The organism is Nocardioides mangrovicus, from assembly GCF_003674065.1.
Taxonomy (GTDB): Bacteria; Actinomycetota; Actinomycetes; order Propionibacteriales; family Nocardioidaceae; genus Marmoricola; species Marmoricola mangrovicus.
This window is the reverse complement of the sequence record NZ_RDBE01000001.1, coordinates 253437-279139: the sequence shown is the minus strand read 5'-3', so window position 1 is coordinate 279139 and position 25703 is coordinate 253437. Positions and strand designations below refer to the sequence as shown.

The following is a 25703-nucleotide window of genomic DNA, read 5'->3' as shown; positions in this document are numbered from 1 at the left end:
GCACCAGGCCGCCTGCGGCCGCGTCCTGGCGTACTGCGTTAACTCAACTGCTGGTGACTACTTCTTGGAGTAGTACTCGACGATCAGCTGCTCCTGGACCGGGATCTCGATCTGGGCCCGGACCGGCACGGAGTGGACCAGGACGCGCATCCGGTTCGGCTGCGCCTCGAGCCAGGCCGGCACGAGCCGCTCGCCGTGGGTCTCGCGCGCCACGATGAACGGGGTCATCTCCAGCGACTTCTCCCGGACGTCGATGACGTCGTGGGCGCTGACCTGGTAGCTGGGGATGTCGACCTTGTGGCCGTTGACCAGGAAGTGGCCGTGGACCACGAGCTGCCGTGCGTGGCGGCGGGTGCGGGCGAAGCCGGCTCGGTACACGACGTTGTCCAGACGGCACTCCAGGAGCTGGAGCAGGTTGTCACCGGTCTTGCCGGGACGACGGCTGGCCTCGTCGTAGTAGTTGTGGAACTGCTTCTCCATCACGCCGTAGGTGAAGCGGGCCTTCTGCTTCTCCTGCAGCTGGTTGCGGTACTCGCTCTCCTTGATCCGCGCGCGACCGTGCTGGCCGGGCGCGTAGGGGCGCTTCTCGAAGGCGGCGTCGCCGCCGACCAGGTCGACGCCCAGACGGCGCGACTTCTTGGTCATGGGGCCGGTGTAACGGGCCATGGTGGTGTTCTCCTCGGAAGTCTCTGGTCGACGTCAGACGCGACGGCGCTTGGGCGGGCGGCAGCCGTTGTGCGGCGTGGGCGTCACGTCCTGGATGGTGCCGACCTCCAGGCCGATCGCACCCAGCGACCGGATCGCCGTCTCGCGGCCCGAACCGGGGCCCTTGACGAAGACGTCGATCTTCTTCATGCCGTGGTCCATCGCCCGGCGACCGGCGGCCTCGGCGGCCATCTGCGCGGCGAACGGGGTGGACTTGCGCGAGCCCTTGAAGCCGACGGTGCCGGCCGAGGCCCAGGAGACGACCGCCCCGGTGGGGTCGGTGATCGTGACGATCGTGTTGTTGAACGTGCTCTTGATGTGGGCCTCGCCCGCAGCGACGTTCTTCTTCTCCTTGCGGCGGACCTTCTTGGCCGCGCCCTGACGAGTCTTGGGAGGCATGGGTTACTTGGCCTTCTTCTTGCCGGCGACGGTCCGCTTGGGACCCTTGCGAGTACGGGCGTTGGTCTTGGTGCGCTGACCGCGGACCGGGAGGCCCATGCGGTGGCGGCGACCCTGGTAGCTGCCGATCTCGATCTTGCGACGGATGTCGGCCTGGGTCTCGCGGCGCAGGTCGCCCTCGATGCGGAAGTTCGCCTCGATCTCGTCGCGGAGCTTGACCAGGTCGTCCTCGCTGAGCGCGTGGACGCGCGCGTCGGGGTCGACGCCGGTGGCCGCGAGGACCTGGTGGGCGCGGGTACGGCCGATGCCGTAGATGTAGGTGAGCGCGACCTCGATGCGCTTGTCGCGCGGGAGGTCGACGCCGACGAGGCGTGCCATGTGTGTCCTTCGGTTGCACAGCGGTGTGTGGCGTGTCGCGTTCCGCACCGAGTGCGGTCCCCGGCCACTGCTCCGGAGGTGAGTCACCGGGCGAGCCCGGCCAGCGATCACGCAGTGGGGTTATTCAGTTGTGTCGTTCGTCTTGCCGGATGCTGCGCGGATCTCGGCTCCGCGCCGGCGTCAGCCCTGACGCTGCTTGTGGCGCGGGTTGTCGCAGATGACCATGACGCGACCGTGGCGACGGATGACCTTGCACTTGTCGCAGATCGGCTTGACGCTCGGGTTGACCTTCATGCGCGGGGCGTCCTTCGTTACTTGTAGCGGTAGACGATGCGACCGCGGGTGAGGTCGTAGGGGGACAGCTCCACCACCACGCGGTCCTCGGGGAGGATCCGGATGTAGTGCTGGCGCATCTTGCCTGAGATGTGGGCGAGCACCTTGTGTCCGTTGGAGAGCTCCACACGGAACATGGCGTTGGGAAGGGCCTCCACCACGGAGCCCTCCATCTCGATCACGCCTTCTTTCTTCGGCATGTCCTCCGCAATCTTCGTCTGGGTGATCTTCTCGGCGCGGCGCACGCCACCGCACACGGGTCGGAGCTCAGCGACTGAGCCGACGGGCGAGGGCGGGACCGGGCGCCACGAAGCGCGGCCATCACAGGCCGACACATCAGTGTAGGCCGAGGGCGCTGGAAAACCCTAATCCATCGCCTTGGCCAGCAGCCGCAGCGACTCCTCGCGCGCCGGGGAGGAATCCGTCGGGGTGTCCAGGCCCGCTCCCGCGACCGGATGCACCATCAGCTCCTCGACGCCGTGCTCGGCGGCCAGCCGGCCCAGCCCCTGGGCCACGGTGTCGGGCGAGCCGATGTACCAGCGGCTGCGCATCGCCTCGAGCAGCCCTTCGTGGGCGGCCGGCACCTGCACCGCGGCGGCCTCCTCGACCGTGCGCTGCGGCGTCAGTGGGGCGCCCGTGCGCAGTGCGAGCATCGCCAGCAGCTGGGGCCGCGCCAGCCGCTCGGCCTCCTCGGCGGTCTCGGCCACGACGACGTTGGCGGTCAGCAGGGTGGTCGGCTCGGCGGCGTACTGGGAGGGGCGGAAGCCGTCACGGTAGAGCGCGAGGCTCTCCGCGGTGCCGTTGCCGGAGAAGTGGTGGGCGAAGACGTAGGGAAGCCCCTTCTGCGCGGCGAGCCGGGCCGAGTAGTCCGAGGAGCCGAGCAACCAGAGCGGCGGGGTGGAGGTGGCCGCCGGGGTGGCCCGCAGCGGGTAGCTGCGGCCGTTGAGCTCCAGGGAGGCCCCGTCGGGCTCGAGCATGGTCATGATGTCGTCGACGTAGCGGGGAAACCGCGCCACCGCGTCGTCCTCGACGCCACCGCCGCCGTGGCGCAGCACGTAGCTCGTCACCGGGTCGCTGCCCGGCGCCCGGCCGATGCCGAGGTCGATCCGGCCCGGGTAGGCCGCCTCGAGCAGCCCGAACTGCTCGGCCACCACGAACGGGGCGTGGTTGGGCAGCATCACCCCGCCCGACCCGACGCGGATCCGGCGGGTGGCGCCGGCGATCATGGCGATCAGCACCGGCGGGTTGGTGGCGGCGACCGCCGGCATGTTGTGGTGCTCGGCCACCCAGTAGCGGTGGTAGCCGAGATCGTCGGCGGTCCGGGCCAGGTCCAGGCTGGCGTGGACGGCATCGCCGCTGGACTGGCCGCTGCGGACGGGCACGAGGTCGAGGACCGAGAGCTTCACGTCGGGTCAACGCCGGGGCGGGGCTGACGATTCCGGCGCCCCGTCCGTCACTCGTTCCCCATGGTGGCATGGTGAACGGCCGCCTCCCACGACGCAGGACCTGTGGGAAGTGACAGTTCGTCGTGGGAAGTCCCCGACCTGCGACGCCGTCGCGATCCCGGCCGGCGGGCAGGTCTAGACGTTGGGCCCGCCGTACGCCGCCCCGAGCCGGGTGCGGCCGCCGTCCTCGGCCGTCAGGACCCAGAGACCGCGCTCGGTCAGCGCGAAGGTGTGCTCGACGTGGGCCGACCACGAGCCGTCGTCGGTGCGGATGGTCCACTCGTCGTCGTCGACCAGCCACTCCGAGCTGCCCAGCGTGATCATCGGCTCCACCGCGAGCGCCAGGCCCGGCCGCAGCCGGGTCCGCACCGAGCCGCCGTAGTTCGGGACGTCGGGGGCCTGGTGCATCGCGGTCCCGATGCCGTGACCGGTGAAGTGGCGCAGGATGCCGTACTCCCCCGCCGCGCGTACGCACCCCTCGACCGCGCGGGAGATGTCGCTGACCCGGCCGCCCACGTGGGCCGCGGCGATGCCGGCCCACATCGCGTCCTCGGCCACGGCGATCATCCGGGTCACCTTCTCCGGTACCGCACCGACGGGCACCGTGATCGCGGCGTCGCCGTGCCAGCCGTCGACGATGGCGCCGCAGTCGATGGAGACGACGTCGCCCTCGGCCAGCGCCAGCGGTCCCGGCACGCCATGCACGACGACGTCGTCGACGCTGGCGCAGATGGAACCCGGGAAGGGCGGAGTGCCGTAGCCCAGGAACGACGGCACGCCGCCGTGGTCGCGGATGTGGGCCTCGGCCAGCGCGTCGAGCTCCGCCGTCGTCACGCCGGGGCGGACGGCGGCGCGCAGCAGCTCCAACGTGCGGCAGGTCAGCAGGCCGGCGACCCGCATCGCCTCGATCTGCTCGGGCGTCTTGACCTCGACGCCGCGACCCAGCACGGCGGGCTTAGCTCTCGGTGACGCTCGCCAGCGCGTCGGAGATCCGCTGGGTGACGTCGTCGACCTCGCCCACGCCGTCGACCTCCCGCAGGATGCCGCGCTCGCGGTAGACCTCGATCAGCGGCTCGGTCTGCTCGACGTAGAGCTCCTGGCGACGCCGGATGACGTCCTCGGTGTCGTCGGTGCGACCGTCGGTCTGGGCGCGCTTGAGCAGCCGCTGGACCAGCTCCTCGCTCTCCACGGTGAGCACCACCACCGCGTCGAGCTGGTGACCGGTGAAGCCGATCATCCCGTCGAGCTCCTCGACCTGGGCCAGCGTGCGCGGGTAGCCATCGAGCAGGAAGCCCTTGACGGCGTCCTCCTCGTCGATGCGGTTACGCACCATCCGGTTCGTCACCTCGTCGGGCACGTACTCCCCGGCGTCCATGTAGCGCTGGGCCTCGCGGCCCAGCTCGGTGCCCTCGGAGACGTTGGCCCGGAAGATGTCACCGGTCGAGATCGCGGGGATCGAGAACCGGTCAGCCACCAGCTTGGCCTGCGTGCCCTTGCCGGCACCGGGGGGACCCATGAAGATCAATCGCATCTGAGCTCACCCGGACCTATCTGAGGAAACCCTCGTAGTTGCGCTGCTGAAGCTGGCTCTCGATCTGCTTCACCGTGTCGAGCGCGACGCCGACCATGATGAGCAGCGAGGTGCCGCCGAAGGGGAAGTTGGAGTTGGCGTTGACCAGCGAGAGCGCCACGAGCGGGATCAGCGCGATCAGGCCCAGGTAGAGCGCACCGGGGAGCGTGATGCGCTCGAGGACGTACTTCAGGTACTCCTCCGTGGGGCGACCGGCCCGGATGCCCGGGATGAAGCCGCCGTACTGCTTCATGTTGTCGGCGACCTCCTCGGGGTTGAAGGTGATCGCCACGTAGAAGTAGGTGAAGAAGATGATCAGCAGGAAGTAGGTGGCCATGTAGATCGGGTGGTCGCCGCGCACGAAGTGCGAGGAGAGCCAGGCGACCCAGCCGGCGCTGGAGTTCTGGTTGAACTGCACCGCCATGGCCGGCAGGTAGAGCAGGCTGGAGGCGAAGATGACCGGGATGACGCCGGCCTGGTTCACCTTGAGCGGGATGTAGGTCGAGGAGCCGCCGAACATCTTGCGGCCCACCATCCGGCGGGCGTACTGCACCGGTATCCGGCGTTGCGCCTGCTCGATGAAGATGACCGCGGCGATGATCGCGAAGCCGACGATGATGGTCGCGCCGAAGACCCACCACCCCTTGGCGATCTTCAGCTGCCACAGCGTGGCCGGGAACGTGGCGACGACCTGGGTGAAGATCAGGATCGACATGCCGTTGCCGATGCCGCGCTCGGTGATGAGCTCGCCCAGCCACATGATGATCGCGGTGCCGGCCACCATCGTGATGACCATGACCACGGCGGTGGAGATGTCCTGGTCGTAGACCAACTGCTTGCTGCAGCCCTGGAGCAGGCTGCCGGAGCGCGCCAGCGCCACGATGCCGGTGGCCTGCAGGATCGCCAGCCCCAGCGTCACGTAGCGGGTGTATTGGGTGATCTTGGTCTGGCCGGCCTGGCCTTCCTTCTTCAGCGCCTCCAGCCGCGGGATCACCACCACCAGCAGCTGCAAGATAATGCTCGCCGTGATGTACGGCATGATCCCGAGCGCGAAGATGGTGAGCTGGAGCAGCGCGCCGCCGGAGAACAGGTTGATCAGGCTGTAGATGCCCGAGTCCTTGCTCTGCTGGAAGCAGTCCTGCACGTTCGCGACGTTGACGCCGGGGGCCGGCACCTGCGCGCCGAGCCGGAAGACCGCCACGATGAGCAGCACGAACAGCAGCTTCTTGCGCAGGTCCGGCGTCCGGAAGGCGTTCGCGAAGGCGCGCAGCAACGTGGGGTTCCTATCTCGAGCTCAAGGGAAGGCTAACAGGGGCACAGGTTGCCCTGACGTTGCCCTCACAGCTCGGTGGTCGAGCCCCCCGCGGCAGCGATCTTGGTCTTCGCCGACTCCGAGAACCGGTGAGCGGTGACCTGCACGGCCACGCCCAGGTCGCCCTGGCCGAGGACCTTGACCGGGCGGCCCTCGCGGACCGCACCCTGGGCCACGAGCTCGTCGACGCCGATGGTGCCGCCCTCGGGGAAGAGCACGGCGATGCGGTCCAGGTTCACGACCTGGTAGTCGACCTTGAACGGGTTCTTGAAGCCCTTGAGCTTGGGCAGCCGCATGTGCAGCGGCATCTGCCCGCCCTCGAAGGCGGCGGAGACCTGGTAGCGGGCCTTGGTGCCCTTGGTGCCCCGGCCGGCCGTCTTGCCCTTGGAGCCCTCACCGCGGCCCACGCGGGTACGCGCGGTCCGCGACCCGGGGGCCGGGCGCAGGTGGTGCAGCTTGAGCGTCATGTGGAGTTCCTCAGTATGGAAAGTAGGGGTCAGCCGACCTCGGTGACGTGCACCAGGTGGCGCACCGTGTGGATCATGCCGCGGACCTCAGGGCTGTCGTCCCTCTCGACGACGTGGCCGATCCGCTTGAGGCCGAGCGAGCGCAGCGTCGCGCGCTGGTTGGCGAGGCAGCCGATCGAGGACCGCTTCTGCTGCACGCGCAGCTTGGTGGTAGTGGCCATCAGGCGGACACCTCCGCGGCGGCAGGCGCCTCGTCGGGCTTCTCCGCCCGAGCGCGCAGCAGCGCGGCCGGAGCGACGTCCTCGACCGACAGACCACGGCGGACCGCCACGGCCTCCGGCTCCTCCAGGGAGCGCAGCGCCTCGACGGTGGCGTGGACGATGTTGATCTGGTTCGAGGACCCCAGCGACTTGCTCAGCACGTCGTGGATGCCCGCGCACTCCAGCACCGCACGCACCGGGCCGCCGGCGATGACGCCGGTACCGGGAGAGGCCGGACGCAGCAGCACCACGCCCGCGGCCTTCTCGCCCTGCACGGGGTGAGGGATCGTGCCCTGCACCCGCGGCACCTTGAAGAAGTGCTTCTTGGCCTCCTCCACGCCCTTGGCGATGGCGGCCGGCACCTCCTTGGCCTTGCCGTAGCCGACGCCGACCATCCCGTCGCCGTCGCCGACGATCACCAGGGCGGTGAAGCTGAACCGACGACCGCCCTTGACGACCTTCGCGACGCGGTTGATCGCCACGACGCGCTCGAGGTAGTTGCTGCGCTCGCCCTGCTGGCCGCGACCACCGTCACGTCCGCCGCGGCGATCGCCGCCGGCACGCCCGCGCTGGGGTCCGCTCATGAGATGTCCTCTTCCCTGCTCACGTTGTCCATCAGAAGCTCAGGCCGCCCTCGCGGGCGCCCTCGGCAAGGGCCGCGACGCGACCGTGGTACTTGTTGCCGGCGCGGTCGAAGACCACGCCCTCGACCCCGGCGGCCTTGGCCCGCTCGGCCACCAGCTCGCCGACCTTGCGCGCCTTGGCGCTCTTGTCGCCGTCCGCGCCGCGCAGGTCGGCCTCCATCGAGGAGGCCGAGGCCAGCGTGCGCCCGACCAGGTCGTCGACGACCTGCACGGTGATGTGCTTGGCCGAGCGGGTGACCACCAGGCGCGGACGCTCGGCGGTGCCGCTGACCTTCTTGCGGCCGCGGATCTGGCGGCGCAGCCGGGACGAGGCCCGGCTGCTGGCGTGCTTGGGGGTACGCAGTGCGATCGCCATCGTCACTTACCAGCCTTTCCGACCTTGCGGCGGACGTGCTCGCCCTCGTAACGCACGCCCTTGCCCTTGTAGGGCTCGGGCTTACGGAGCTTGCGGATGTTGGCGGCCACCTCGCCGACCAGCTGCTTGTCGATGCCCGAGACGGAGAGCCGGGTGGGGTTCTCCACCGCGAAGGTGATGCCGTCGGGGGCGTTGAAGGTGATCGGGTGGGAGTAGCCGAGCTGGAACTCCAGCTGCGTCGGGCCCTTCGCGAGGACGCGGTAGCCGACGCCGTGGATCTCCAGCTTCTTGGTGTAGCCGTCGGTGACACCGATGACCATGTTGTTGATCAGGGTGCGGGTCAGGCCGTGGAGCGACTTGGAGAGCCGCTCGTCGTTGGGGCGCTTGACCTCGAGCACGCCGTCGTCGCCCTTGGCGACGGTGATCGGCTCGGCCACGGTGTGCGACAGGGTGCCCTTGGGCCCCTTGACGGTCACCGTGGCGGCGTCGAGCGCGACGTCGACGCCCGAGGGCACCGCGACGGGAAGCTTGCCGATGCGGGACATGGGTGTTCTCCTCTCGCTCTCGTCACCAGACGTAGGCGAGGACTTCCCCGCCAACGCCCTTGGAGTTGGCCTGACGGTCCGTCAGCAGGCCCTGGCTGGTCGAGATGATCGCGACGCCCAGGCCGCCGAGCACCTTGGGGAGCCCGGTGTGCTTGGCGTACACGCGCAGACCGGGCTTGCTGATGCGGCGGACGCCGGCGATCGAGCGCTCCCGGTTGCGGCCGTACTTCAGCGTCACGGTCAGGGTCTTGCCGACGGCCGGCTGACCCTTCTCGTCGGTGTTGTCATCGACCTTCCAGGAGGTGATGTAGCCCTCCTGCTGGAGGATCTCCGCGACGCCGCTCTTCAGCTTGCTGTAGGGCATCGCGACCTCGTCGTGGTACGCCTGGTTGGCGTTGCGCAGACGCGTGAGCATGTCTGCGATCGGGTCGGTCATCGTCATGGTGTGGGTTGCTTCTTTCTCGCAGTGGTTTCCCGCGGTCGCGGGACCTTCAACGGGTGGGATCGGCGCCTGGACTTACCAGGAGCTCTTGGTGACGCCGGGCAGCTCGCCGCGGTGGGCCATCTCGCGCAGGCAGATCCGGCACAGGCCGAACTTGCGGTAGACCGCCTTGGGGCGGCCGCAGCGCTGGCAGCGGGTGTACGCGCGCACCGCGAACTTCGGCTTGCGCGCGGCCTTGACCTTCAGTCCGGTCTTCGCCATGTCTGCTCCTGCCCTACTTCTCGTTGCTCTGGAACGGGAAGCCGAGCTGCCGCAGCAGCGCCCGCCCCTCGTCGTCGTTCGTGGCCGTGGTGACGACCGTGATGTCCATGCCGCGCGAGCGGTCGATCCGGTCCTGGTTGATCTCGTGGAACATGACCTGCTCGGTCAGACCGAAGGTGTAGTTCCCGCGACCGTCGAACTGCCGGTCGGAGAGACCGCGGAAGTCGCGGATCCGGGGCAGCGCGAGCGCGAGCAGGCGGTCCAGGAACTCCCACATCCGGTCGCCGCGCAGCGTCACGTGGGCGCCGATGGGCATGCCCTCGCGCAGCTTGAACTGGGCGATGGACTTGCGGGCCTTGGTGACCTGCGGCTTCTGGCCGGTGATCGCGGCGAGGTCGTTGACCGCGCCCTCGATCAGCTTGGAGTCGCGAGCGGCCTCGCCCACCCCCATGTTGACCACGATCTTGACCAGGCCGGGGACCTGCATCACGTTGGCGTGGCCGAACTGCTCGCGCAGCGCGGGGACGATCTCCTCGCGGTAGCGCGTCTTCAGGCGCGGAGTGACCTTCTCCTCGGCCGGGGCCGCGGTGGTCTCCTCAACAGTGGTCTCAGTCATCAGATCTCGTCACCCGTCTTGCGCGCGATCCGCACGCTGCGGTGCGCGGTGTACGTCGAGCCGTCGGCGCGGGTCTTGGTGACCTCGTCACGGCGGAAGCCGATCCGCGTCGTGCCCTTGCCCGAGGTCAGCATCACGTTGGAGATGTGGATCGGGGCCTCGGTGGTCACGATGCCGCCGGTCTTGCCGGCGCGACCGCCCTGGTCGACGGACTTGGTGTGCTTCTTGACGCGGTTGACGCCCTCGACGATCACCCGCTGCTGCTCGCGCAGCACCGCGATGACCTTGCCCTCGGCGCCCTTGTCCTTGCCGGCGATCACCGTGACGGTGTCGCCCTTCTTGATGTTCACGCTCATCTCAGAGCACCTCCGGGGCCAGCGAGATGATCCGCATGAAGCGACGCTCGCGCAGCTCGCGCCCCACGGGGCCGAAGATGCGGGTGCCGCGCGGCTCGCCGTCGTTCTTGAGGATCACCGCGGCGTTCTCGTCGAAGCGGATGTAGGAACCGTCGGGACGCCGGCGCTCCTTGACGGTGCGCACGACGACGGCCTTGACGACGTCGCCCTTCTTCACGCCACCGCCGGGGATGGCGTCCTTGACGGTGGCGACGATGACGTCGCCGATGCCGGCGTAGCGCCGGCCGGAGCCGCCGAGCACCCGGATGCACAAGATCTCCTTGGCACCGGTGTTGTCGGCGACCTTGAGTCGCGACTCCTGCTGGATCACTTCGCCTTCTCCAGAATCTCCACCACGCGCCAGCGCTTGGTCGCGCTGAGCGGGCGGGTCTCCATCAGCAGCACCCGGTCGCCGACGCCGCACTGGTTCTGCTCGTCGTGCGCCTTCAGCTTCGAGCTGCGCCGCAGGACCTTGCCGTACAGCGCGTGCTTGACCCGGTCCTCGACGGTGACGACCACGGTCTTGTCCATCTTGTCGCTGACCACGAGGCCCTCGCGGACCTTGCGGGCAGTGCGCTCAACTGCGGCGTCGCTCATGCCTCATCCTTCTCGTCACTCGCGCCCGGGTCGGTACGGATGCCGAGCTCGCGCTCGCGCACCACGGTGTAGATCCGGGCGATGTCCTTCTTGACCGTGCGCAGCCGGCCGTGGCTCTCCAGCTGACCGGTGGCGGCCTGGAAGCGCAGGTTGAACAGCTCTTCCTTGGCCTCGCGCAGCTTGGTCTCCAGGTCGGCCGCGGTGAGCTCGTCGAGCTCGTTGGCCTGGGTGGTGGTCGGCATCAGAACTCGCCGTCCTCTCGGGAGATGAAGCGGCACTTCATGGGCAGCTTGTGGATCGCGCGGCGCATCGCCTCACGGGCGACGTCCTCGGTGACGCCGGACAGCTCGAACATGACGCGCCCGGGCTTGACGTTGGCGATCCACCACTCCGGGGAGCCCTTGCCCGAACCCATGCGGGTCTCGGCGGGCTTCTTGGTCAGCGGGCGGTCGGGGTAGATGTTGATCCACACCTTGCCGCCGCGCTTGATGTGGCGGGTCATCGCGATACGCGCCGACTCGATCTGCCGGTTGGTCACGTAGTGCGCCTCGACGGCCTGGATCCCGTACTCACCAAAGGAGAGCTTGGTGCCGCCCTTGGCCGCACCGGTCCGCTTGGGGTGGTGCTGCTTGCGGTGCTTGACACGACGGGGCATCAACATGGCTCAGGCCTCCGATCCGGTGCTGCTGGCCTCGGCGGGAGCCTCACCAGAGGTCGCCGCCGGGGCCTCGGCGCCGCGGTCGGCGCGCGAGGGACGGGTGCCGCGGCTGGGACGCTCGCCGCCACGGCCACCCTCACGGGCGCCGTCGCGCGGGCCACGACGACCCGGCGCACCGGCGCGGGCGGCGGCCTGGGCCTCGCGCTCCGCGCGCGTGCCGGCGACCTCGCCCTTGTAGATCCAGACCTTCACGCCGATCCGGCCGAAGGTGGTCTTGGCCTCGTAGAAGCCGTAGTCGATGTCGGCGCGCAGCGTGTGCAGCGGGACGCGGCCCTCGCGGTAGAACTCCGAGCGCGACATCTCCGCACCGTTGAGACGGCCCGAGCACTGGATCCGGATGCCCTTGGCACCCGAGCGCATCGAGGTCTGCATGGCCTTCTTCATCGCGCGGCGGAACTGCACGCGGCCGGCGAGCTGCTCGGCGACGCCTTGGGCGACCAGCTGCGCGTCGACCTCGGGCTGCTTGACCTCGAGGATGTTCAGCTGCACCTGCTTGCCGGTGAGCTTCTCCAGCTCGCCGCGGATCCGGTCGGCCTCGGCGCCGCGGCGGCCGATGACGATGCCCGGGCGGGCGGTGTGGATGTCGACGCGGACCCGGTCGCGGGTGCGCTCGATCTCGACCTTGGCGATGCCGGCCCGCTCCATGCCCTTGGACAGCAGCCGCCGGATGGCGACGTCCTCGCCCACGTAGGACTTGTAGAGCTTGTCGGCGTACCAGCGGCTCTTGTGGTCGGTGGAGACGCCGAGCCGGAAGCCGTTGGGGTTGATCTTCTGACCCATCAGGCGTCCTCTTCCGTCTTCGCGGGGGTGGTCTTCTTGGCGGCGGCCTTCTTGGCGGGCGCCTTCTTGGCGGCGGTCTTCTTGGCCGGTGCCTTCTCCGCCTTCGGCTCGGGCTTGGCCTCGGCCGGCTGCACGACCAGCGTGATGTGGCTGGTGCGCTTGTTGATCCGGCTGGCCCGGCCCTGGGCCCGGGGGCGCCAGCGCTTCATCGTCGGGCCCTCGTCGACCAGTGCCTTGGACACGACCAGGGTGCCGCGGTCCAGGTCCTCGGTGGTGGTGGCGTTGGCCACCGCCGACTCCAAGACCTTGTACACGGTCTCCGACGCGGACTGCGGTGCGAACTGCAGCAGCGCGAGGGCGTCGTCGACCGGGAGGCCGCGCACCAGGTCGACGACCCGGCGTGCCTTCATCGGGGTGATCCGCACGAAGCGCGCGGACGCGAACGCACCCGGCTCCTCGCCGAGCAGCGACTCGCGACGGGCGCTGACGCGCTGACGCTCGGTAACGCTCATGAGTGGTGGTTCTCCTCTTGCCCCCGCCTCAGCGGCGGCGGCTCTTCCGGTCGTCCTTGACGTGGCCGCGGTAGGTGCGCGTGGGCGCGAACTCGCCCAGCTTGTGACCGACCATCGAGTCGGTGACGAACACCGGCACGTGCTTGCGGCCGTCGTGCACCGCGAGGGTGTGGCCGATCATGTCGGGCACGATCATCGACCGACGCGACCAGGTCTTGATGACGTTGTGCGTGCCGGCCGCGTTCTGCGCGTCGACCTTCTTGACCAGGTGGTCGTCGACGAACGGGCCCTTCTTCAGGCTGCGAGGCATGTCAGTGCTTCCTAACGCTTCTTGCCGGTACGACGACGACGCACGATGAGCGCGTCGCTGCTCTTGCGCTTGCGGGTACGGCCCTCGGGCTTGCCCCACGGGGACACCGGGTGGCGACCACCGGAGGTCTTGCCCTCACCACCGCCGTGCGGGTGGTCGACCGGGTTCATGACGACACCGCGGACGGTCGGACGCTTGCCCTTCCAGCGCATCCGGCCGGCCTTGCCCCAGTTGATGTTCGACTGCTCGGCGTTGCCGACCTCGCCGATGGTGGCGCGGCAGCGGACGTCGACGTAGCGCATCTCGCCCGAGGGCATCCGCAGCTGTGCGCGCGAGCCCTCCTTGGCGACCAGCTGGGCCGAGATGCCGGCCGAGCGGGCGATCTTGGCGCCGCCGCCGGGCCGCAGCTCGATGCAGTGCACCGTGGTGCCCACCGGGATGTTGCGCAGCGGCAGGTTGTTGCCGGGCTTGATGTCGGCGTTGGCGCCGGCCTCGATGGCCGTCCCCTGCCGCACGCCGTCGGGAGCGATGATGTAGCGCTTCTCGCCGTCGGCGTAGTGCAGCAGCGCGATGCGCGCGGTGCGGTTCGGGTCGTACTCGATGTGCTTGACCGTGGCCGGCACGCCGTCCTTGTCGTAGCGACGGAAGTCGACGACGCGGTAGGCACGCTTGTGGCCACCACCCTGGTGGCGGGTGGTGATCCGACCCTGGTTGTTGCGGCCGCCCTTCTTGGGCAGCGGGCGGACCAGCGACTTCTCCGGCGTGGTGCGGGTGATCTCGGCGAAGTCGGCCACCGACGAGCCGCGGCGGCCCGGCGTGGTCGGCTTGTACTTGCGGATAGCCATGATGTCCTCTCAGACCCCGGTCAGGAGACCGGGCCTCCGAAGATGTCGATGCGGTCGCCCTCGGCCAGGCTGACGATCGCGCGCTTGGTGTTGGCGCGGCGACCCAGGCCGTTGCGGGTGCGACGGGTCTTGCCCTGGCGGTTGACGGTGTTGACCGCGGTGACCTTGACGTCGAAGACCTTCTCGACCGCGATCTTGATCTCGGTCTTGTTGGCGTCCGGGCGCACCAGGAACGTGTACTTGTTGTTGTCGAGCAGGCCGTAGCTCTTCTCGGAGACGACCGGCGCGATCAAGATGTCGCGGTGGTCCTTGTGCAGGGTGCTCACTCGGACTCCTTCTCAGCCTTCGCAGCCGTCTTCTTGGCCGCTGCCTTCTTGGCCGGCGCCTTCGTGGCCGCTGCCTTCTTCGCGGGGGCCTTCTTCGCTGCCGGCTTGTCGTCCTCGACGGCCGGGCTGGCCTCGTTGACGGCGTCGGCGGCGGGCTCCTCGACGACCGTCGCCGGCCGTGCGCTCGAGGAGGCGGTGCCACCGACGAACGCGTCGTAGGCGCCGCGGGTGAAGACCACGTCGTCGGCCAGCAGCACGTCGTAGGTGTTGAGCTGGTCGACGGCCAGGATGTGCACCGCGTCGACGTTGCGCAGCGAGAGCCAGGTCAGCGCGTCCTCACGCTCGAGCACGACCAGCTGGCGACGGTTGCCGGAGATCGTGGCGAGCGCCTGCACGGCACCGCGGGTCGACGGCTTGTCGCCCTCGACCAGACCGTCGACGACGTGGACGCGGCCGGCGCGGGCCCGGTCGGAGAGGGCACCGCGCAGGGCGGCGGCCTTCATCTTCTTCGGGGTGCGCTGGTCGTAGCTGCGCGGCTGCGGACCGTGGACGGTGCCACCGCCGGCGAACTGCGGCGCGCGGGTCGAGCCCTGGCGGGCGCGACCGGTGCCCTTCTGCTTGTAGGGCTTCTTGCCACCGCCGCGGACCTCGCCGCGGGTCTTGGTGGCGTGCGTGCCCTGACGAGCAGCGGCCTGCTGGGCCACCACGACCTGGTGGATCAGCGCGAGGTTGGTCTCGACGTCGAAGATCTCGGCGGGGAGATCGACGTTGACGTTGGTCGCCATCAGGCGGACACCTCCTGGCTCTTCGCAGCGGTGCGGATGACGACGAGACCGCCCTTGGGGCCGGGGACGGCGCCCTTGAGCAGGATCACGCCCTTCTCGAGGTCGACCGCGTGCACGGTGACGTTCTGGGTGGTGATGGTGTCGGTGCCCATCCGGCCCGACATCCGCATGCCCTTGAAGACGCGGCCCGGCGTGGCGCAGGCGCCGATGGAGCCGGGCTTGCGGTGGTTGCGGTGCGCACCGTGGGAGGCGCTGACGCCGGCGAAGCCGTGGCGCTTCATCGTGCCCGCGAAGCCCTTGCCCTTGCTGGTGCCGGTGACGTCGACCTCCTCGCCCGCGGCGAAGACGTCCGGGGCGATCTCCTGGCCGACGCTGTAGGAGCCGGCGTCGGCGGTGCGGATCTCGGCCAGGTGGCGGCGGGGGGTGACACCGGCCTTGGTGAAGTGGCCGGACTCCGGCCGCGTCACCTTGGAGCCGGCGATCTCGCCGTAGCCGACCTGGATGGCGTTGTAGCCGTCGGTCTCGGGCGTGCGGACCTGGGTGACGACGTTGGTGCTCGCGGCGACGACCGTGACCGGCACGATGCGGGCGTTGTCGTCCCAGACCTGGGTCATGCCGAGCTTGGTGCCCAGCAGGCCCTTGACGGGGCGCTCGAATGTGGTGCTCATCAGCTTCGGACTCCTGCGATCAGAGCTTGATCTCGATGTCGACACCGGCCGGCAGGTCGAGCCGCATGAGCGAGTCGACGGTCTTCGGCGTGGGGTCGATGATGTCGATCAGCCGCTTGTGCGTGCGCATCTCGAAGTGCTCGCGGCTGTCCTTGTACTTGTGGGGCGAACGGATCACGCAGTAGACGTTCTTCTCCGTGGGCAGCGGCACGGGCCCGGCGACCTTCGCGCCGGTCCGGGTCACGGTGTCCACGATCTTCCGCGCCGAGGTGTCGATGACCTCGTGGTCGTAGGCCTTGAGCCTGATGCGGATCTTCTGTCCCGCCATAGGTCCCGTTCGTCCTTACTGCTCGGTGCTGCGCTGGCTCTGGTTCATGCTGGTGCTCCCACCCCCGCGGTCGGGCGTGTCGTGGGTGCTGGACGCACGACAGGCGTGAATCTGGAGGGTTTCGGTTGGTGGCTGCCACCTGGCCGAGCCGGCCGTCCCGTGAGGGCGTCCGAGGCTCTGCATCTGAACGGGCTCACCGACCTCAGCGCGCACAGCGCTGACCTGACTTCGAAGGAGAACCTGTTCAGTGGTCAACATGCGCGCGCCCGGCGAGCCCGCCGGAGCAACCTGAACATCTTGGCAGAGATCTCCGCACGGGCCAAATCCGCCGGCCTCACGCCTGAGCCTGGGAAGGCGTGGACCGGGCCCGCGGCGTCCCGACACCGGTGCGGTGTCCGGTCGGGCGTGCGGGGAAGGCCCTCGGTTCCTACCACCGGTCGCTGCGAGTCATCCTCGATCAGCGGGGGCGCGCGGGGGCGGAATGCGAGGATGACCCGGATGTCCCTCCCGCCTCCGCCCGGTGCTCCCGGCGCATCCGACGAGCCTCCGGCCTCCTGGCCGCCACCCGGGCCGTACGCCGGGGGCGGCGCCTACGCTCCCCCGCCGTCGGGCGCGTCCTCGTCCCCGGCGTACGGCCGCTCCCCCCACAAGCCGGGCACGGTGCCGCTGCGACCGCTGACGCTGGGGGACTTCTTCGACGGCGCGTTCGGCACGGTGCGTCGCAACCCCCGGGCCACCATCGGGCTGGCGGCGCTGGTGCTGGCCGTGGCGATGGTGATCCCGATCGTGTTCTCCGTGGTGGCCTCGACACTCTTCGACCCCGACCGGCTGCTGGACGGGACCGGCACCTCGAGCAGTGCGACCGACGCGATCGGCCTCGACGTCGGGCTGGTCGGCGCCAGTCTCGTGGCGGGGCTGTTCACCGCAGCGGCCAACATCGTCATCGCGGGGCTGGTCGTGCCGGTGGTGACGCGTGCCAGCCTGGGCGAGTACATCTCCCCCGGCGACGCGTGGCGCCGCGCCCGCGGGTCGCTGCTGCGGCTGGTCGGCCTCTCCCTGCTCGAGGGGCTGGTGGTCGCGCTGGTGTTCGCCGTGCTGGTGGGCCTGCCCGTCGTGGTGATCTTCACCGCCGGCGGCTCGGGCACCGGGCTCGGCGTGGGGATCGCGCTGCTGTTCCTCGGCGCCGTGCTCGCGGCGGTGGCGGCGCTGTCGATCCACGTCCGCTGGTTCCAGCTCGCCGCACCGGCCCTGGTCTCCGAGCGGATCGGCGTCCTGGCGGCGGTGCGCCGCGCGTCGCGCCTCTCCCGCGGGCAGTTCTGGCGGATCCTCGGGCTCTTCCTGCTCCTGCTGCTGGTGACCGGGGTGGTGCAGCAGGTGATCTCGCTGCCGTTCACCATCGTCGGCGCCCTGTTCCTCGCGGCCTTCCCCGACCACGGCGGTTTCCTCGGCCTGCTGGTCTCTTCGAACCTGGCCAACATCGTCTCCGGCGCGATCGTGACGCCCTTCGTCGGCTCGGTGGCGGTGCTGCAGTACCTCGACCAGCGGTTCCGCAAGGAAGGCTTCGACATCGAGCTCATCGAGCACGTGCAGCGTCGCGACCGGTGAGCACCCCGCTGCTGCCGGGCCCCGACCGGGCCGAGGAGTGGCTGCGACGCGAGCTGGACCGCAGCGAGTACCACGCGAGCCTGACCCAGCGGCTGGCCGACTGGCTGCGCGGTCTGCTCGACCGCGCCGGCCAGGGGCCCGGGCGGCTCTCCGACCTCGGCCTGCCTGCTCTGCTGCTGCTCAGCGTCGTCCTGGTGGCGGTGCTCGCTTTCGTGCTCTCACGACTGCGGCGCAACCCAGCGGCCGAGCCGGGGCAGCGCACCGTGTTCGACGAAGGACGCCGCAGCGCCCAGCAGCACCGGGCGCTCGCGCAGGCGGCGTACGCGGCCGGCGACTTCGACACCGCAGTGGTGGAGGGTGTGCGGGCGCTGACCGCGGGCCTGGTCGAGCGCGGGCTGGTGGCGGACCTGCCGGCCGCGACGGCCTACGAGGTGGTGGCGCTGGCCCGGCCCCGGTTCCCCGACCTCGCCGAGCGGCTGGGTGCCGCAGCGCTCGCCTTCGACGAGACCCGCTACGGCGCCCGACCCGCACGTCGCGAACGAGCGGGCGAGGTGCTCGACCTGGAGGCGACGCTGGCCGCCGCGACGCCGGCGACCTCGGCGTCGGCCGGCGAGCCGGTGGTGGCGGTGCCCCGGTGACCGACTTCGCACGGCGCCACCGCACGGCGCTGGTGCTGCTCCTGATGGTGGTGGTCCTCGTGGCCGGGGTGTCGTGGCTGCAGCGCGACCGTGCGCAGTACGACGGCGCCCTCGACCCGCGCAACCCCGACCCCACCGGCGCGCAGGCGGTGGCACGGGTGCTGGCCGACCGCGGGGTCGCCGTGGACATCGCCCGCGGCCAGTCCGCCCTCCTGGCCGACGACGTCGACGCGGGCACCAGCGTGGTCGTCACCAACGCCGACACGTTGGGACGCAGCACCCTGCAGCGACTGCGCTCGCATGCGTCGCGAGCGCGGTCGCTGGTGCTGGTCGGCACCTCCAGCACGTTGCTGACGGCCTTCGACCTGCACGCCAGCGGCGCCGCGTCGGGACTGGTGGACTCCGGCTGCCGGACCCGCGTGCTGCAGGGCCTGGTGGCCCGGCTGCACGACGCCGCGGCGCTCTCGGGACGCGGCTGCTTCCGCGCCGGCGGCGGGGTGGTGGTCGCGCGACCGGCCCGCGGGATCTGGCTGGTCACCGCGCCCGAGCTGTTCCGCAACGACCGCGTGCTGCAGGGCGACAACGCGGCCGTGGCGCTGCGGCTGCTCGGCCAGCAGCCCCGCCTGGTCTGGTACGTCGCCGACCCGGCCGACACCGTCGCCGCCGACGCCGTGTCCGTGCGTACCTTCCTGCCGGACTGGCTGATCCCGGCGCTGTGGCTTCTGGCCGCGGCACTGGTGGCGTTCTTGCTCTGGCGCGGCCGGCGTCTGGGTCCGCTGGTCAGCGAGCCGGTGCCGGTGGTGGTGCGCGCCACCGAGGCCACCAGCAGCCGCGGCCGGCTCTACCGCCGGGCCCGCGACCGCGACCACGCCGCCGCCATCTTGCGCTCGGCCACCCGGCGCCGGGTCGCCGAGCGGCTGGCGCTGTCCGACCCCGACCGCGCGGCCGACGCCCTACCCGCTGCCCTGGCCGATCAGGGCACCCTGCTCCGTGACTCCCCCGTCCGCGACGACGCCGCCCTGGCCGAGCTCGGCCGGGGCCTGACCCAGCTGGAGGACGACCTGTGACCACCCACGAACGGGCCGAGGACGCTCGCGCCGAGGAGGCCCGGGCCGCGTTGGCCGCCGTGCGGACCGAGGTGGCCAAGGCCGTCGTCGGGCAGGACGCGGCCGTCTCGGCACTGCTGGTGGCGCTGCTGGCCCGCGGGCACGTGCTGGTGGAGGGGGTCCCGGGCGTGGCGAAGACGCTGCTGGTGCGCACCCTGGCCACCGCGCTCGCCGTCGACACCAAGCGGGTGCAGTTCACCCCCGACCTGATGCCCGGCGACCTCACCGGCTCGCTGGTGATCGACGGCACCGGGGGCGAGCAGGGCCTCGCCTTCCGCGAGGGCCCGGTCTTCACGAACCTGTTGCTGGCCGACGAGATCAACCGGACGCCGCCGAAGACCCAGTCGGCGCTGCTGGAGGCGATGGAGGAGGGCCAGGTCTCCGCCGACGGCGTCACCCGCCCGCTGCCGACGCCGTTCCTGGTGGCCGCCACGCAGAACCCCGTCGAGTACGAGGGCACCTACCCGCTGCCCGAGGCCCAGCTGGACCGGTTCCTGCTCAAGGTCCGGATGCCACTGCCCGGCCGCGACGACGAGGTAGCGATCGTGCGGCGCCACGCCGACGGCTTCGACCCGCGCGACGTCGCGGCGTCGGGGGTGCGCCAGGTGGCGGGGCCCGAGCACCTGCTCGCCGGCGCGGCCGCGCTCGGCGGGGTCCGGGTCTCCGACGAGGTGGCCGGCTACGTCGTCGACATCGCGCGAGCCACCCGGCAGTCGCCGTCGCTGCAGCTGGGCGTGAGCCCGCGCGGCGCCACCGCACTGCTGCGTACGTCGCGCGCCTGGGCGTGGCTGGTCGGTCGCGACTTCGTGACGCCCGACGACGTCAAGGCGCTCGCCCAGGCCACGTTGGCGCACCGGCTGCAGCTGCGCCCGGAGGCCGAGCTCGACGGCACCGATGTCGACCAGGTGCTGGCCACCGCCGTCGCGTCGGTGCCGGTGCCGCGGTAGCGCATGTCGCTGACCTGGCGCACCCCCGCACTGCTCCTGGCCGGAGTGGTGCTGGTGGTGCTGCGTCCGGCCGGCAGCACGGTGTGGGTGTGGCTGGCGCTGGTGGTGCTCCTGGTCGGGGTCGACCTCGTGCTGGCGCCCTCGCCGCGGCGGCTCGAGCTGCGCCGGCTGGCCACGCCGGCGACCCGGCAGGGTGAGGCGACCACGACCGACCTGGAGGTGACCAACCCGGGCCGACGCCGGGTGCGCGGGGTGCTGCGCGACGCCTGGGTGCCCTCGGCCGGGGCGGTCGGCGAGCGCCACCGGCTCGACGTGCCCGCCGGCGGCAGCCGGCTGCTGACCACGACGCTCCTGCCCACCCGCCGCGGCGACCGGCCGACCGACCGGGTGACGCTGCGGCTGCCCGGCCCGCTCGGCCTGGCTGCGCGTCAGGCCTCGCTCACGGCGCCCGGATCGCTGCGGGTGCTGCCGGCGTTCCCCTCCCGGCGGCTGCTGCCCAGCCGGCTGGAGCGGCTGCGCGAGCTCGACGGCCGGTCGCTGGTGCTGACCCGCGGCCAGGGTACGGAGTTCGACTCGCTGCGCGAGTACGTGCGCGGCGACGACGTGCGCAGCATCGACTGGCGGGCCAGCGCCCGCAGCCGCGACGTCGTGGTGCGCACCTGGCGTCCCGAGCGGGACCGGCGGGTGGTGGTCGTGGTCGACACCGGGCGCACCAGCGCCGGCCGGGTCGCCTCGGGCACCGCACCGGCGACCGAGGGATCCGAGGACGCCGTGCCCCGCCTCGATGCCGCCCTCGACGCGGCCCTGCTGCTGGCGACCCTGGCCTCGCGCGCCGGCGACCGCGTGGACCTGGTGGCCGGCGACCGCACCGTGCGCGCGCAGGTGGCCGGTGGGGCCGGTCGCGAGGTGCTGCCGCGCGTGCAGGACGCCCTGGCCCGCGTCGAGCCCGCGCTGGTGGAGACGAGCTGGAACCGCCTGGCGGCCGCCGTCACCGCGCTGGGCCGTCACCGCGCCCTGGTCGTACTGCTCACGCCCCTGGAGCCCTCGGCGATCGAGGAGGGACTGCTGCCGACGCTCGCTACGCTGACCACGCGGCACCGCGTGGTGCTGGCCTCCGTCCGCGATCCCGCGCTGGAGCGGTTGGCCCGCCAGCGCGACGACGTCCGCGACGTCTACCAGGCCGCCGCCGCCGAGCAGGCCCTGGCCAGGCGGGCCGCCACCGCCGACCTCCTCGGCGCGCTCGGCGTCGACGTCCTCGACCTCGACACCGACCGGCTGGCGGCCGGTCTGGCCGACCACTACCTCGCGCTCAAGGCCGCCGGCCGGCTCTGACAGCGAGCGAGGCGGTGCCCGGTGGCACCGGCGACTGGCTGGTCGCTTCCGTCGCCCCGGCCGTCCGGCCCGGCCGGGCGCGCCCCACTCGGGTCCGGGCGCAGCCGGGGTCGCGGATCCCGCTCCAGTGCACACCGGCACCCGGCGGAACCCGGCACATCGGCCACGCAAGTGGACGAAACCGCCCTCGCGTGGGGCAGTTCGTCCAGTTGGGTGGGCGGTTTCCGCGCCTAGGCGGGGAACCCGGCCCTCACGCCCGCGTGGCGACCCGGTCCTCCAGCAGGCTCGCGTCGAGGTCGCCGGTGATGCCCACGCGCACGGCGCGGCGACCGAGCACGAAGACGTAGCCCAGGAAGCAGATCTCGGCCGCGACGCCGATGCCGAGGCGGGCCCAGGTGGGCAGGTGCGAGGGCGTCACGAAGCCCTCGATGAGCCCCGAGACCAACAGCACCAGCACGAGCCCCATCGCCACCCCCACCGCCGAGCGCCCCTCCGCGGCCAGCGACTCCGCGCGGCTGCGGGAGGTCGGCGCGACCCAGGACCAGAACAGCCGCAGCCCGGTGCCGGCGGCGACGAAGACCGCGGTGAGCTCGAGCAGCCCGTGGGGCAGGATCAGCCCGAAGAACTCGCCGGTGTGCCCGTGGCGCATCATGATCGACCCCACCACCGCCAGGTTGGCGACGTTCTGCCACAGCACGTAGAGCACGGGCAGTCCGAAGACGCCGAGGCCGATCGAGAGCGCCGCCACCCAGGCGTTGTTGGTCCAGACCTTCGCGGCGAAGTGCGAGGCAGCGGCCTGCTGGTAGTAGGCGGAGAACTCGTGGTTCACGAGCTGGTCGACCTGTCGAGGCGTCAGCAGCGCCGACTCGACCTGCGGGTGCTGCAGCAGCCACCAGATCATCACCGCGGTGACGGCGTAGCTGGCCAGCATCACGCTCAGCCACCAGCGCCGGGTGCGGTACAGGGCGGCCGGGAAGCGGCGCACCAGGAAGTCCGAGAGGTCGGACCAGCGCGCCGGCTCGCTGCCGATCAGTCGTACCCGGGCCCGGGCCAGCAGCGCGCTCAGGTACCCGACCAGCGCGGCGTCGGGCACGCTGCTGCGCACGACGCTGAGATGGGTGGCCACCTGCTGGTAGAGGTCGACCAGCTCGTCGGCCTCCGCGCCACCCGCGCTGGGACGGCCCGCCAGCTCCTCGAGCCGACGCCACGCATCGCGGTGCGCGGCGACGTAGGCGTCCAGGTCCACACCTGGGAGGCTACGGCGCCCCATCATGGTGACCCGTGACCGCCCGCCAGCTCGTGCGCACGACGCTGGTCACCCTGGCCTGGACCGTGGCCGGCTACCTGGCGTTCCTCAACCTGCAGGCCTACGTGCCGCACGGCCTGGGCTACGACACCCACGCCTACTGGCTGGCCGGGCGCAGCGCGCATCCGTACGCCCACGCCGTGCCGGGCGACCGCGACGCGTTCCTATACTCCCCCGCGTTCGCGCTGGCGATGCGCCCGCTCGCCGTGGTGCCGTTCGGGGTCTTCTACGGCGCGTGGCTCGCCCTGGAGGCGGCGGCGCTGTGCTGGCTCACCTGGCCGCTGCCGGTGCGCTGGCGGGTGCCGGTGCTGCTGATGTGCGTGCCCGAGCTGATCTTCGGCAACGTCTACGGCTTCCTCGGCGTCGCCGCCGCGCTCGGGGTGCGACGGGCCGGGTTCTGGGCCTTCCCCGCGCTGACCAAGGTGAGCAGCGGTGCCGCCGGGTTCGTGTGGTTCCTGGTGCGTCGCGACCGGGCGGCACTGCTGTGGGCGTCCGCGTGGACGGCGGGGCTGGCGGTGCTCAGTGCCGTGCTCGCGCCGGGGCTGTGGCACTCCTACGTCGACTTCCTGCTGCACGGGCAAGACGACGAGCCGTGGTGGCTGCGGCTGTTGCGGTTCGCGCTCGGGCTCGCGGTCGCGGTCTGGGGCGCACGCACCCGCCGCGCGTGGACGGTCCCCGTCGCCATGCTGCTGCTGGCCCCGCACCTGGGCCTGAAGCTGAAGGACGTCGCGATGCTGGCGGCGATCCCGCGCGTCGTGCGCAACGCACCTACGCTCGACCCGTGAGCGACATCTACGCTGCGCTCGACCTCGACGAGCTGGTCACGGGCGAGGCGGTCACCCTCGACCTGCCGCCGGCCTCCATCGGGCTGCGCGTGGCCTCGGGGCTCATCGACATCGTCGCGGAGGTGGCCCTGCTGGTCGGGGCGATCTTCGCCGCCACCGCCCTGGCCTCCGACGAGGCCCTGCTCGCCGTCGGCTCGATCGTCGCCGTGGTCGGCTGTCTGGTGGTGCTCCCCACGGTGGTGGAGACGCTGACCCGCGGCCGCAGCCTGGGCAAGCTCTGCCTGGGACTGCGCACCGTGCGCAGCGACGCGGGTCCGATCTCGTTCCGGCACGCGCTGATCCGGGCGCTCGTGGGCTTCGTCGAGGTCTTCGTGCTCTCCGGCGTGCCCGCGCTGATCAGCGGGCTGGTCAGCGGCAAGGGGCAGCGGGTGGGCGACCACGTCGCCGGCACGTACGTCGTGCGGACCCGGGTGCGCCTGGTGCTGCCGCCGCCAGTCGCGATGCCGCCGGAGCTGGCCGGCTGGGCGGCCGCGGCCGACGTCGCCCCGCTGCCCGACCACCTCGCCCTGGCGGTGCGCCAGCTGGTCGCCCGCCGTGACTCGCTCTCGCCGCAGTCGCGCACCCGCCTGGTCGCCGAGCTCGCCGGTCAGGTGGCGGCGTACGTGGCCCCACCGCCGCCGCGGGGCACCGCACCGGAGGCGTTCCTCGCAGCGGTCCAGGCCGAGCGCCGCGAGCGCGACGCCCGCCGGCTGGCGCGTGAGGCGCAGCTGCGCGAACGGCTGAAGGACCGATGGCGCGACCCGGCGCGCCAGGCGTAGCGTCGTCGGGCATGGGGCTGGTGGGCACGCTGCAGGTGCTGCTGGCCTGCGCGGTGTTCGGCCTCGTCTTCGCCGCCGTCACCCACTACGTCGAGCTGCTTAGCGCCTGGGATCACCATCTGCCGCGCCGGCGACGGCAGGCCGCGGTGTCCGCCCGGCCGATCGAGGACGTCGCCTTCGACGTGCGCCGGCTGCGGCATCGCTACCGCCAGCCCGCACCGGGCACCCGCTTCGTGAAGCTGGAGGCGCTGCGGCAGGCCTACGACCACGCGCTGTCGGAGGCCTGCGCCGCCCTGCGGGTCGAGCACCTGCTCACGGTGCTGCCCGCCGGGCCCGAGCTCGACGCCGAGCGGGTCCGCGTGGAGGCCGCGCTCAGTGCCCGCGGGATGCCGCTGGAGCCCGCCGGTACGTCAGGTCGGTGACCGCGCGGCCCTCCTCGACGCCGCGACGCTCGAACCGCGTCATCGGCCGCTCGGCCCACCGAGCCGTGACGCCTCCGCTGAGCGACGGCTCGGCGTCGATGACCGCTCGGGCCTGCTCGGCGTAGTCGGCCCAGTCGGTGGCCAGTCGCCAGCAGCCACCCGGCGCCAGCGCCGAGGCGACCGCGCGGGCGAAGGCCGGCTGCACCAGCCGGCGCTTGTGATGGCGGTTCTTCGGCCAGGGATCGGGGAAGAAGGTCCACAGCTCGGCCACCGAGCCTGCCGGGAACAGGTGCATCAGCGACCACGCGGCGTCGACGTCGACCAGCCGGACGTTCTCGGCACCGGCCTGCTCTAGGCGCCACAGCGCGCCGGCCACTCCCGGGCGCCAGACCTCGAAGGCCAGGAAGTCCAGCTCGGGGTGACGCGGGGCGACGGCGGCGAGCGTCTCGCCGACGCCCGAGCCAACCTCGACCACCAGCGGCGCCTCACGGCCGAACCAGTGCGACCAGGGCGTGTCCTCGACCCGCTCCTCCGGCACCACCCACCGCTCGGCCAGCCGGTCCCAGGCGTCCTGCTCGCGTTCGCTCAGCCGCGCCCCGCGGCGCGAGTAGGAGAGCACCTCGCGCACCCGGCGACCCTCGGGCGTGAAGCTCGCGTGCGGCCGGGCGGGGCGGACGCCGGGAGTGGGGCGGGCGGACACCCGCGCCATGCTCCCAGACACCTCCCCACGGTCGCGGCCACGCCCTAT

General features: G+C 71.5%; 40 protein-coding genes. 8 read left to right on the top strand and 32 right to left on the bottom strand.

Features of this window, described 5'->3' with window-relative positions; translation table 11 throughout:
- Positions 1 to 57 precede the first annotated feature (57 nt).
- From rpsD to rpsJ, 30 genes are all read right to left on the bottom strand, one after another.
- Positions 58 to 666 (bottom strand): 30S ribosomal protein S4, encoded by a 609-nt coding sequence (gene rpsD, locus D9V37_RS01410; protein ID WP_121804337.1) that lies wholly within the window; start codon positions 664 to 666, stop codon positions 58 to 60.
- A 33-nt stretch (positions 667 to 699) separates the two neighbouring features.
- Positions 700 to 1104 carry a 30S ribosomal protein S11 gene (rpsK, locus tag D9V37_RS01405; protein WP_121804336.1) on the bottom strand — a complete coding sequence of 135 codons (405 nt, stop codon included), beginning with the start codon at positions 1102 to 1104 and terminating at the stop codon, positions 700 to 702.
- Positions 1105 to 1107: 3 nt separating this feature from the next.
- A complete protein-coding gene (gene rpsM, locus D9V37_RS01400; RefSeq protein ID WP_121804335.1) occupies positions 1108 to 1482 on the bottom strand; it encodes a 30S ribosomal protein S13 in 375 nt (124 codons plus the stop codon).
- 180 nt (positions 1483 to 1662) lie between these two features.
- Positions 1663 to 1776: a 50S ribosomal protein L36 gene (gene rpmJ / locus D9V37_RS01395; protein ID WP_028656369.1), complete on the bottom strand. Its 114-nt coding sequence runs from the start codon at positions 1774 to 1776 to the stop codon at positions 1663 to 1665.
- Positions 1777 to 1793: 17 nt separating this feature from the next.
- Positions 1794 to 2015, bottom strand: coding sequence for a translation initiation factor IF-1 (infA, locus tag D9V37_RS01390; RefSeq protein WP_056536352.1), 222 nt, complete (start codon positions 2013 to 2015; stop codon positions 1794 to 1796).
- A 165-nt stretch (positions 2016 to 2180) separates the two neighbouring features.
- Positions 2181 to 3221, bottom strand: a complete 1041-nt coding sequence (locus tag D9V37_RS01385; protein WP_121804334.1) for an LLM class flavin-dependent oxidoreductase — start codon at positions 3219 to 3221, stop codon at positions 2181 to 2183.
- A gap of 174 nt (positions 3222 to 3395) precedes the next feature.
- A complete protein-coding gene (map, locus tag D9V37_RS01380) occupies positions 3396 to 4208 on the bottom strand; it encodes a type I methionyl aminopeptidase (protein WP_121804333.1) in 813 nt (270 codons plus the stop codon).
- Positions 4209 to 4215: 7 nt separating this feature from the next.
- A complete protein-coding gene (locus tag D9V37_RS01375; protein ID WP_121804332.1) occupies positions 4216 to 4791 on the bottom strand; it encodes an adenylate kinase in 576 nt (191 codons plus the stop codon).
- A gap of 16 nt (positions 4792 to 4807) precedes the next feature.
- Positions 4808 to 6103, bottom strand: a complete 1296-nt coding sequence (gene secY, locus D9V37_RS01370) for a preprotein translocase subunit SecY (protein WP_121804331.1) — start codon at positions 6101 to 6103, stop codon at positions 4808 to 4810.
- Positions 6104 to 6168: 65 nt separating this feature from the next.
- Positions 6169 to 6609: a 50S ribosomal protein L15 gene (gene rplO / locus D9V37_RS01365; protein WP_121804330.1), complete on the bottom strand. Its 441-nt coding sequence runs from the start codon at positions 6607 to 6609 to the stop codon at positions 6169 to 6171.
- A gap of 29 nt (positions 6610 to 6638) precedes the next feature.
- Positions 6639 to 6830, bottom strand: a complete 192-nt coding sequence (rpmD, locus tag D9V37_RS01360) for a 50S ribosomal protein L30 (protein ID WP_121804329.1) — start codon at positions 6828 to 6830, stop codon at positions 6639 to 6641.
- Positions 6830 to 7453, bottom strand: a complete 624-nt coding sequence (rpsE, locus tag D9V37_RS01355; RefSeq protein ID WP_121804328.1) for a 30S ribosomal protein S5 — start codon at positions 7451 to 7453, stop codon at positions 6830 to 6832. The genes rpmD and rpsE overlap by 1 nt, the downstream gene beginning before the upstream one ends.
- Positions 7454 to 7484: 31 nt before the next feature.
- Positions 7485 to 7868 (bottom strand): 50S ribosomal protein L18, encoded by a 384-nt coding sequence (gene rplR / locus D9V37_RS01350; RefSeq protein ID WP_121804327.1) that lies wholly within the window; start codon positions 7866 to 7868, stop codon positions 7485 to 7487.
- Positions 7869 to 7870: 2 nt separating this feature from the next.
- Complete coding sequence (gene rplF, locus D9V37_RS01345; protein ID WP_121804326.1) at positions 7871 to 8413, bottom strand: 50S ribosomal protein L6; 543 nt, start codon at positions 8411 to 8413, stop codon at positions 7871 to 7873.
- 22 nt (positions 8414 to 8435) lie between these two features.
- Positions 8436 to 8855, bottom strand: a complete 420-nt coding sequence (rpsH, locus tag D9V37_RS01340; protein WP_121804325.1) for a 30S ribosomal protein S8 — start codon at positions 8853 to 8855, stop codon at positions 8436 to 8438.
- A gap of 75 nt (positions 8856 to 8930) precedes the next feature.
- Positions 8931 to 9116 carry a type Z 30S ribosomal protein S14 gene (locus tag D9V37_RS01335; protein WP_121804324.1) on the bottom strand — a complete coding sequence of 62 codons (186 nt, stop codon included), beginning with the start codon at positions 9114 to 9116 and terminating at the stop codon, positions 8931 to 8933.
- Positions 9117 to 9129: 13 nt separating this feature from the next.
- Positions 9130 to 9732 (bottom strand): 50S ribosomal protein L5, encoded by a 603-nt coding sequence (gene rplE, locus D9V37_RS01330; protein ID WP_121804323.1) that lies wholly within the window; start codon positions 9730 to 9732, stop codon positions 9130 to 9132.
- A complete protein-coding gene (rplX, locus tag D9V37_RS01325; protein WP_121804322.1) occupies positions 9732 to 10088 on the bottom strand; it encodes a 50S ribosomal protein L24 in 357 nt (118 codons plus the stop codon). The genes rplE and rplX overlap by 1 nt, the downstream gene beginning before the upstream one ends.
- Position 10089: 1 nt before the next feature.
- Entirely contained in the window at positions 10090 to 10458 is a 369-nt protein-coding gene (rplN, locus tag D9V37_RS01320; protein WP_121804321.1) for a 50S ribosomal protein L14, read from the bottom strand.
- Positions 10455 to 10724: a 30S ribosomal protein S17 gene (gene rpsQ / locus D9V37_RS01315; RefSeq protein ID WP_121804320.1), complete on the bottom strand. Its 270-nt coding sequence runs from the start codon at positions 10722 to 10724 to the stop codon at positions 10455 to 10457. Before rpsQ ends, rplN begins: the two co-directional genes overlap by 4 nt.
- The gene (gene rpmC / locus D9V37_RS01310) at positions 10721 to 10966 is read right to left on the bottom strand and encodes a 50S ribosomal protein L29 (RefSeq protein ID WP_121804319.1); all 246 of its coding nucleotides are present in this window, start codon (positions 10964 to 10966) and stop codon (positions 10721 to 10723) included. The genes rpsQ and rpmC overlap by 4 nt, the downstream gene beginning before the upstream one ends.
- Positions 10966 to 11385: a 50S ribosomal protein L16 gene (gene rplP / locus D9V37_RS01305; protein WP_121804318.1), complete on the bottom strand. Its 420-nt coding sequence runs from the start codon at positions 11383 to 11385 to the stop codon at positions 10966 to 10968. Before rplP ends, rpmC begins: the two co-directional genes overlap by 1 nt.
- Positions 11386 to 11388: 3 nt before the next feature.
- Positions 11389 to 12222, bottom strand: coding sequence for a 30S ribosomal protein S3 (rpsC, locus tag D9V37_RS01300; protein ID WP_121804317.1), 834 nt, complete (start codon positions 12220 to 12222; stop codon positions 11389 to 11391).
- Positions 12222 to 12734, bottom strand: coding sequence for a 50S ribosomal protein L22 (gene rplV / locus D9V37_RS01295; protein WP_121804316.1), 513 nt, complete (start codon positions 12732 to 12734; stop codon positions 12222 to 12224). Before rplV ends, rpsC begins: the two co-directional genes overlap by 1 nt.
- A gap of 28 nt (positions 12735 to 12762) precedes the next feature.
- Positions 12763 to 13044, bottom strand: a complete 282-nt coding sequence (rpsS, locus tag D9V37_RS01290) for a 30S ribosomal protein S19 (protein WP_121804315.1) — start codon at positions 13042 to 13044, stop codon at positions 12763 to 12765.
- Between the two features lie 11 nt (positions 13045 to 13055).
- Entirely contained in the window at positions 13056 to 13889 is an 834-nt protein-coding gene (gene rplB, locus D9V37_RS01285) for a 50S ribosomal protein L2 (RefSeq protein ID WP_121804314.1), read from the bottom strand.
- A 20-nt stretch (positions 13890 to 13909) separates the two neighbouring features.
- Positions 13910 to 14215, bottom strand: a complete 306-nt coding sequence (gene rplW, locus D9V37_RS01280; RefSeq protein ID WP_121804313.1) for a 50S ribosomal protein L23 — start codon at positions 14213 to 14215, stop codon at positions 13910 to 13912.
- Entirely contained in the window at positions 14212 to 15000 is a 789-nt protein-coding gene (gene rplD, locus D9V37_RS01275; protein WP_121804312.1) for a 50S ribosomal protein L4, read from the bottom strand. The genes rplW and rplD overlap by 4 nt, the downstream gene beginning before the upstream one ends.
- Entirely contained in the window at positions 15000 to 15668 is a 669-nt protein-coding gene (rplC, locus tag D9V37_RS01270; RefSeq protein ID WP_121804311.1) for a 50S ribosomal protein L3, read from the bottom strand. Before rplC ends, rplD begins: the two co-directional genes overlap by 1 nt.
- Positions 15669 to 15687: 19 nt before the next feature.
- Entirely contained in the window at positions 15688 to 15996 is a 309-nt protein-coding gene (gene rpsJ / locus D9V37_RS01265) for a 30S ribosomal protein S10 (protein ID WP_008360994.1), read from the bottom strand.
- 498 nt (positions 15997 to 16494) lie between these two features.
- On the opposite strand from rpsJ, the gene D9V37_RS01255 reads away from it, so the two are divergent.
- The 5 genes from D9V37_RS01255 to D9V37_RS01235 are packed head-to-tail and all read left to right on the top strand — an operon-like array spanning position 16495 to position 21624.
- Positions 16495 to 17601, top strand: coding sequence for a hypothetical protein (locus D9V37_RS01255; protein WP_147455831.1), 1107 nt, complete (start codon positions 16495 to 16497; stop codon positions 17599 to 17601).
- Positions 17598 to 18239 (top strand): DUF4129 domain-containing protein, encoded by a 642-nt coding sequence (locus tag D9V37_RS01250; protein ID WP_121804308.1) that lies wholly within the window; start codon positions 17598 to 17600, stop codon positions 18237 to 18239. The genes D9V37_RS01255 and D9V37_RS01250 overlap by 4 nt, the downstream gene beginning before the upstream one ends.
- Positions 18236 to 19306, top strand: a complete 1071-nt coding sequence (locus D9V37_RS01245; protein ID WP_121804307.1) for a DUF4350 domain-containing protein — start codon at positions 18236 to 18238, stop codon at positions 19304 to 19306. The genes D9V37_RS01250 and D9V37_RS01245 overlap by 4 nt, the downstream gene beginning before the upstream one ends.
- The gene (locus D9V37_RS01240) at positions 19303 to 20292 is read left to right on the top strand and encodes an AAA family ATPase (protein ID WP_121804306.1); all 990 of its coding nucleotides are present in this window, start codon (positions 19303 to 19305) and stop codon (positions 20290 to 20292) included. Before D9V37_RS01245 ends, D9V37_RS01240 begins: the two co-directional genes overlap by 4 nt.
- A gap of 3 nt (positions 20293 to 20295) precedes the next feature.
- On the top strand, positions 20296 to 21624 hold the full coding sequence (locus D9V37_RS01235; protein WP_121804305.1) for a DUF58 domain-containing protein: 1329 nt from the start codon (positions 20296 to 20298) through the stop codon (positions 21622 to 21624).
- A 250-nt stretch (positions 21625 to 21874) separates the two neighbouring features.
- Here D9V37_RS01235 and D9V37_RS01230 read toward each other — a convergent pair whose 3' ends face one another.
- Complete coding sequence (locus D9V37_RS01230) at positions 21875 to 22870, bottom strand: stage II sporulation protein M (protein ID WP_121804304.1); 996 nt, start codon at positions 22868 to 22870, stop codon at positions 21875 to 21877.
- A gap of 35 nt (positions 22871 to 22905) precedes the next feature.
- Here D9V37_RS01230 and D9V37_RS20585 point away from each other — a divergent pair, with 35 nt between their 5' ends.
- Genes D9V37_RS20585 through D9V37_RS01215 form a run of 3 tightly spaced genes read left to right on the top strand, consistent with a single transcriptional unit; the run spans position 22906 to position 24955 of the window.
- Positions 22906 to 23715 (top strand): glycosyltransferase 87 family protein, encoded by an 810-nt coding sequence (locus D9V37_RS20585; protein WP_121804303.1) that lies wholly within the window; start codon positions 22906 to 22908, stop codon positions 23713 to 23715.
- Positions 23712 to 24533: an RDD family protein gene (locus D9V37_RS20580; protein WP_121804302.1), complete on the top strand. Its 822-nt coding sequence runs from the start codon at positions 23712 to 23714 to the stop codon at positions 24531 to 24533. Before D9V37_RS20585 ends, D9V37_RS20580 begins: the two co-directional genes overlap by 4 nt.
- Before the next feature lie 11 nt (positions 24534 to 24544).
- On the top strand, positions 24545 to 24955 hold the full coding sequence (locus tag D9V37_RS01215) for a hypothetical protein (RefSeq protein WP_121804301.1): 411 nt from the start codon (positions 24545 to 24547) through the stop codon (positions 24953 to 24955).
- On the opposite strand, the gene trmB is transcribed toward D9V37_RS01215, so the two are convergent.
- Positions 24906 to 25664, bottom strand: a complete 759-nt coding sequence (gene trmB / locus D9V37_RS01210; RefSeq protein WP_121804300.1) for a tRNA (guanosine(46)-N7)-methyltransferase TrmB — start codon at positions 25662 to 25664, stop codon at positions 24906 to 24908. The genes D9V37_RS01215 and trmB overlap by 50 nt on opposite strands.
- Positions 25665 to 25703 lie beyond the last annotated feature (39 nt).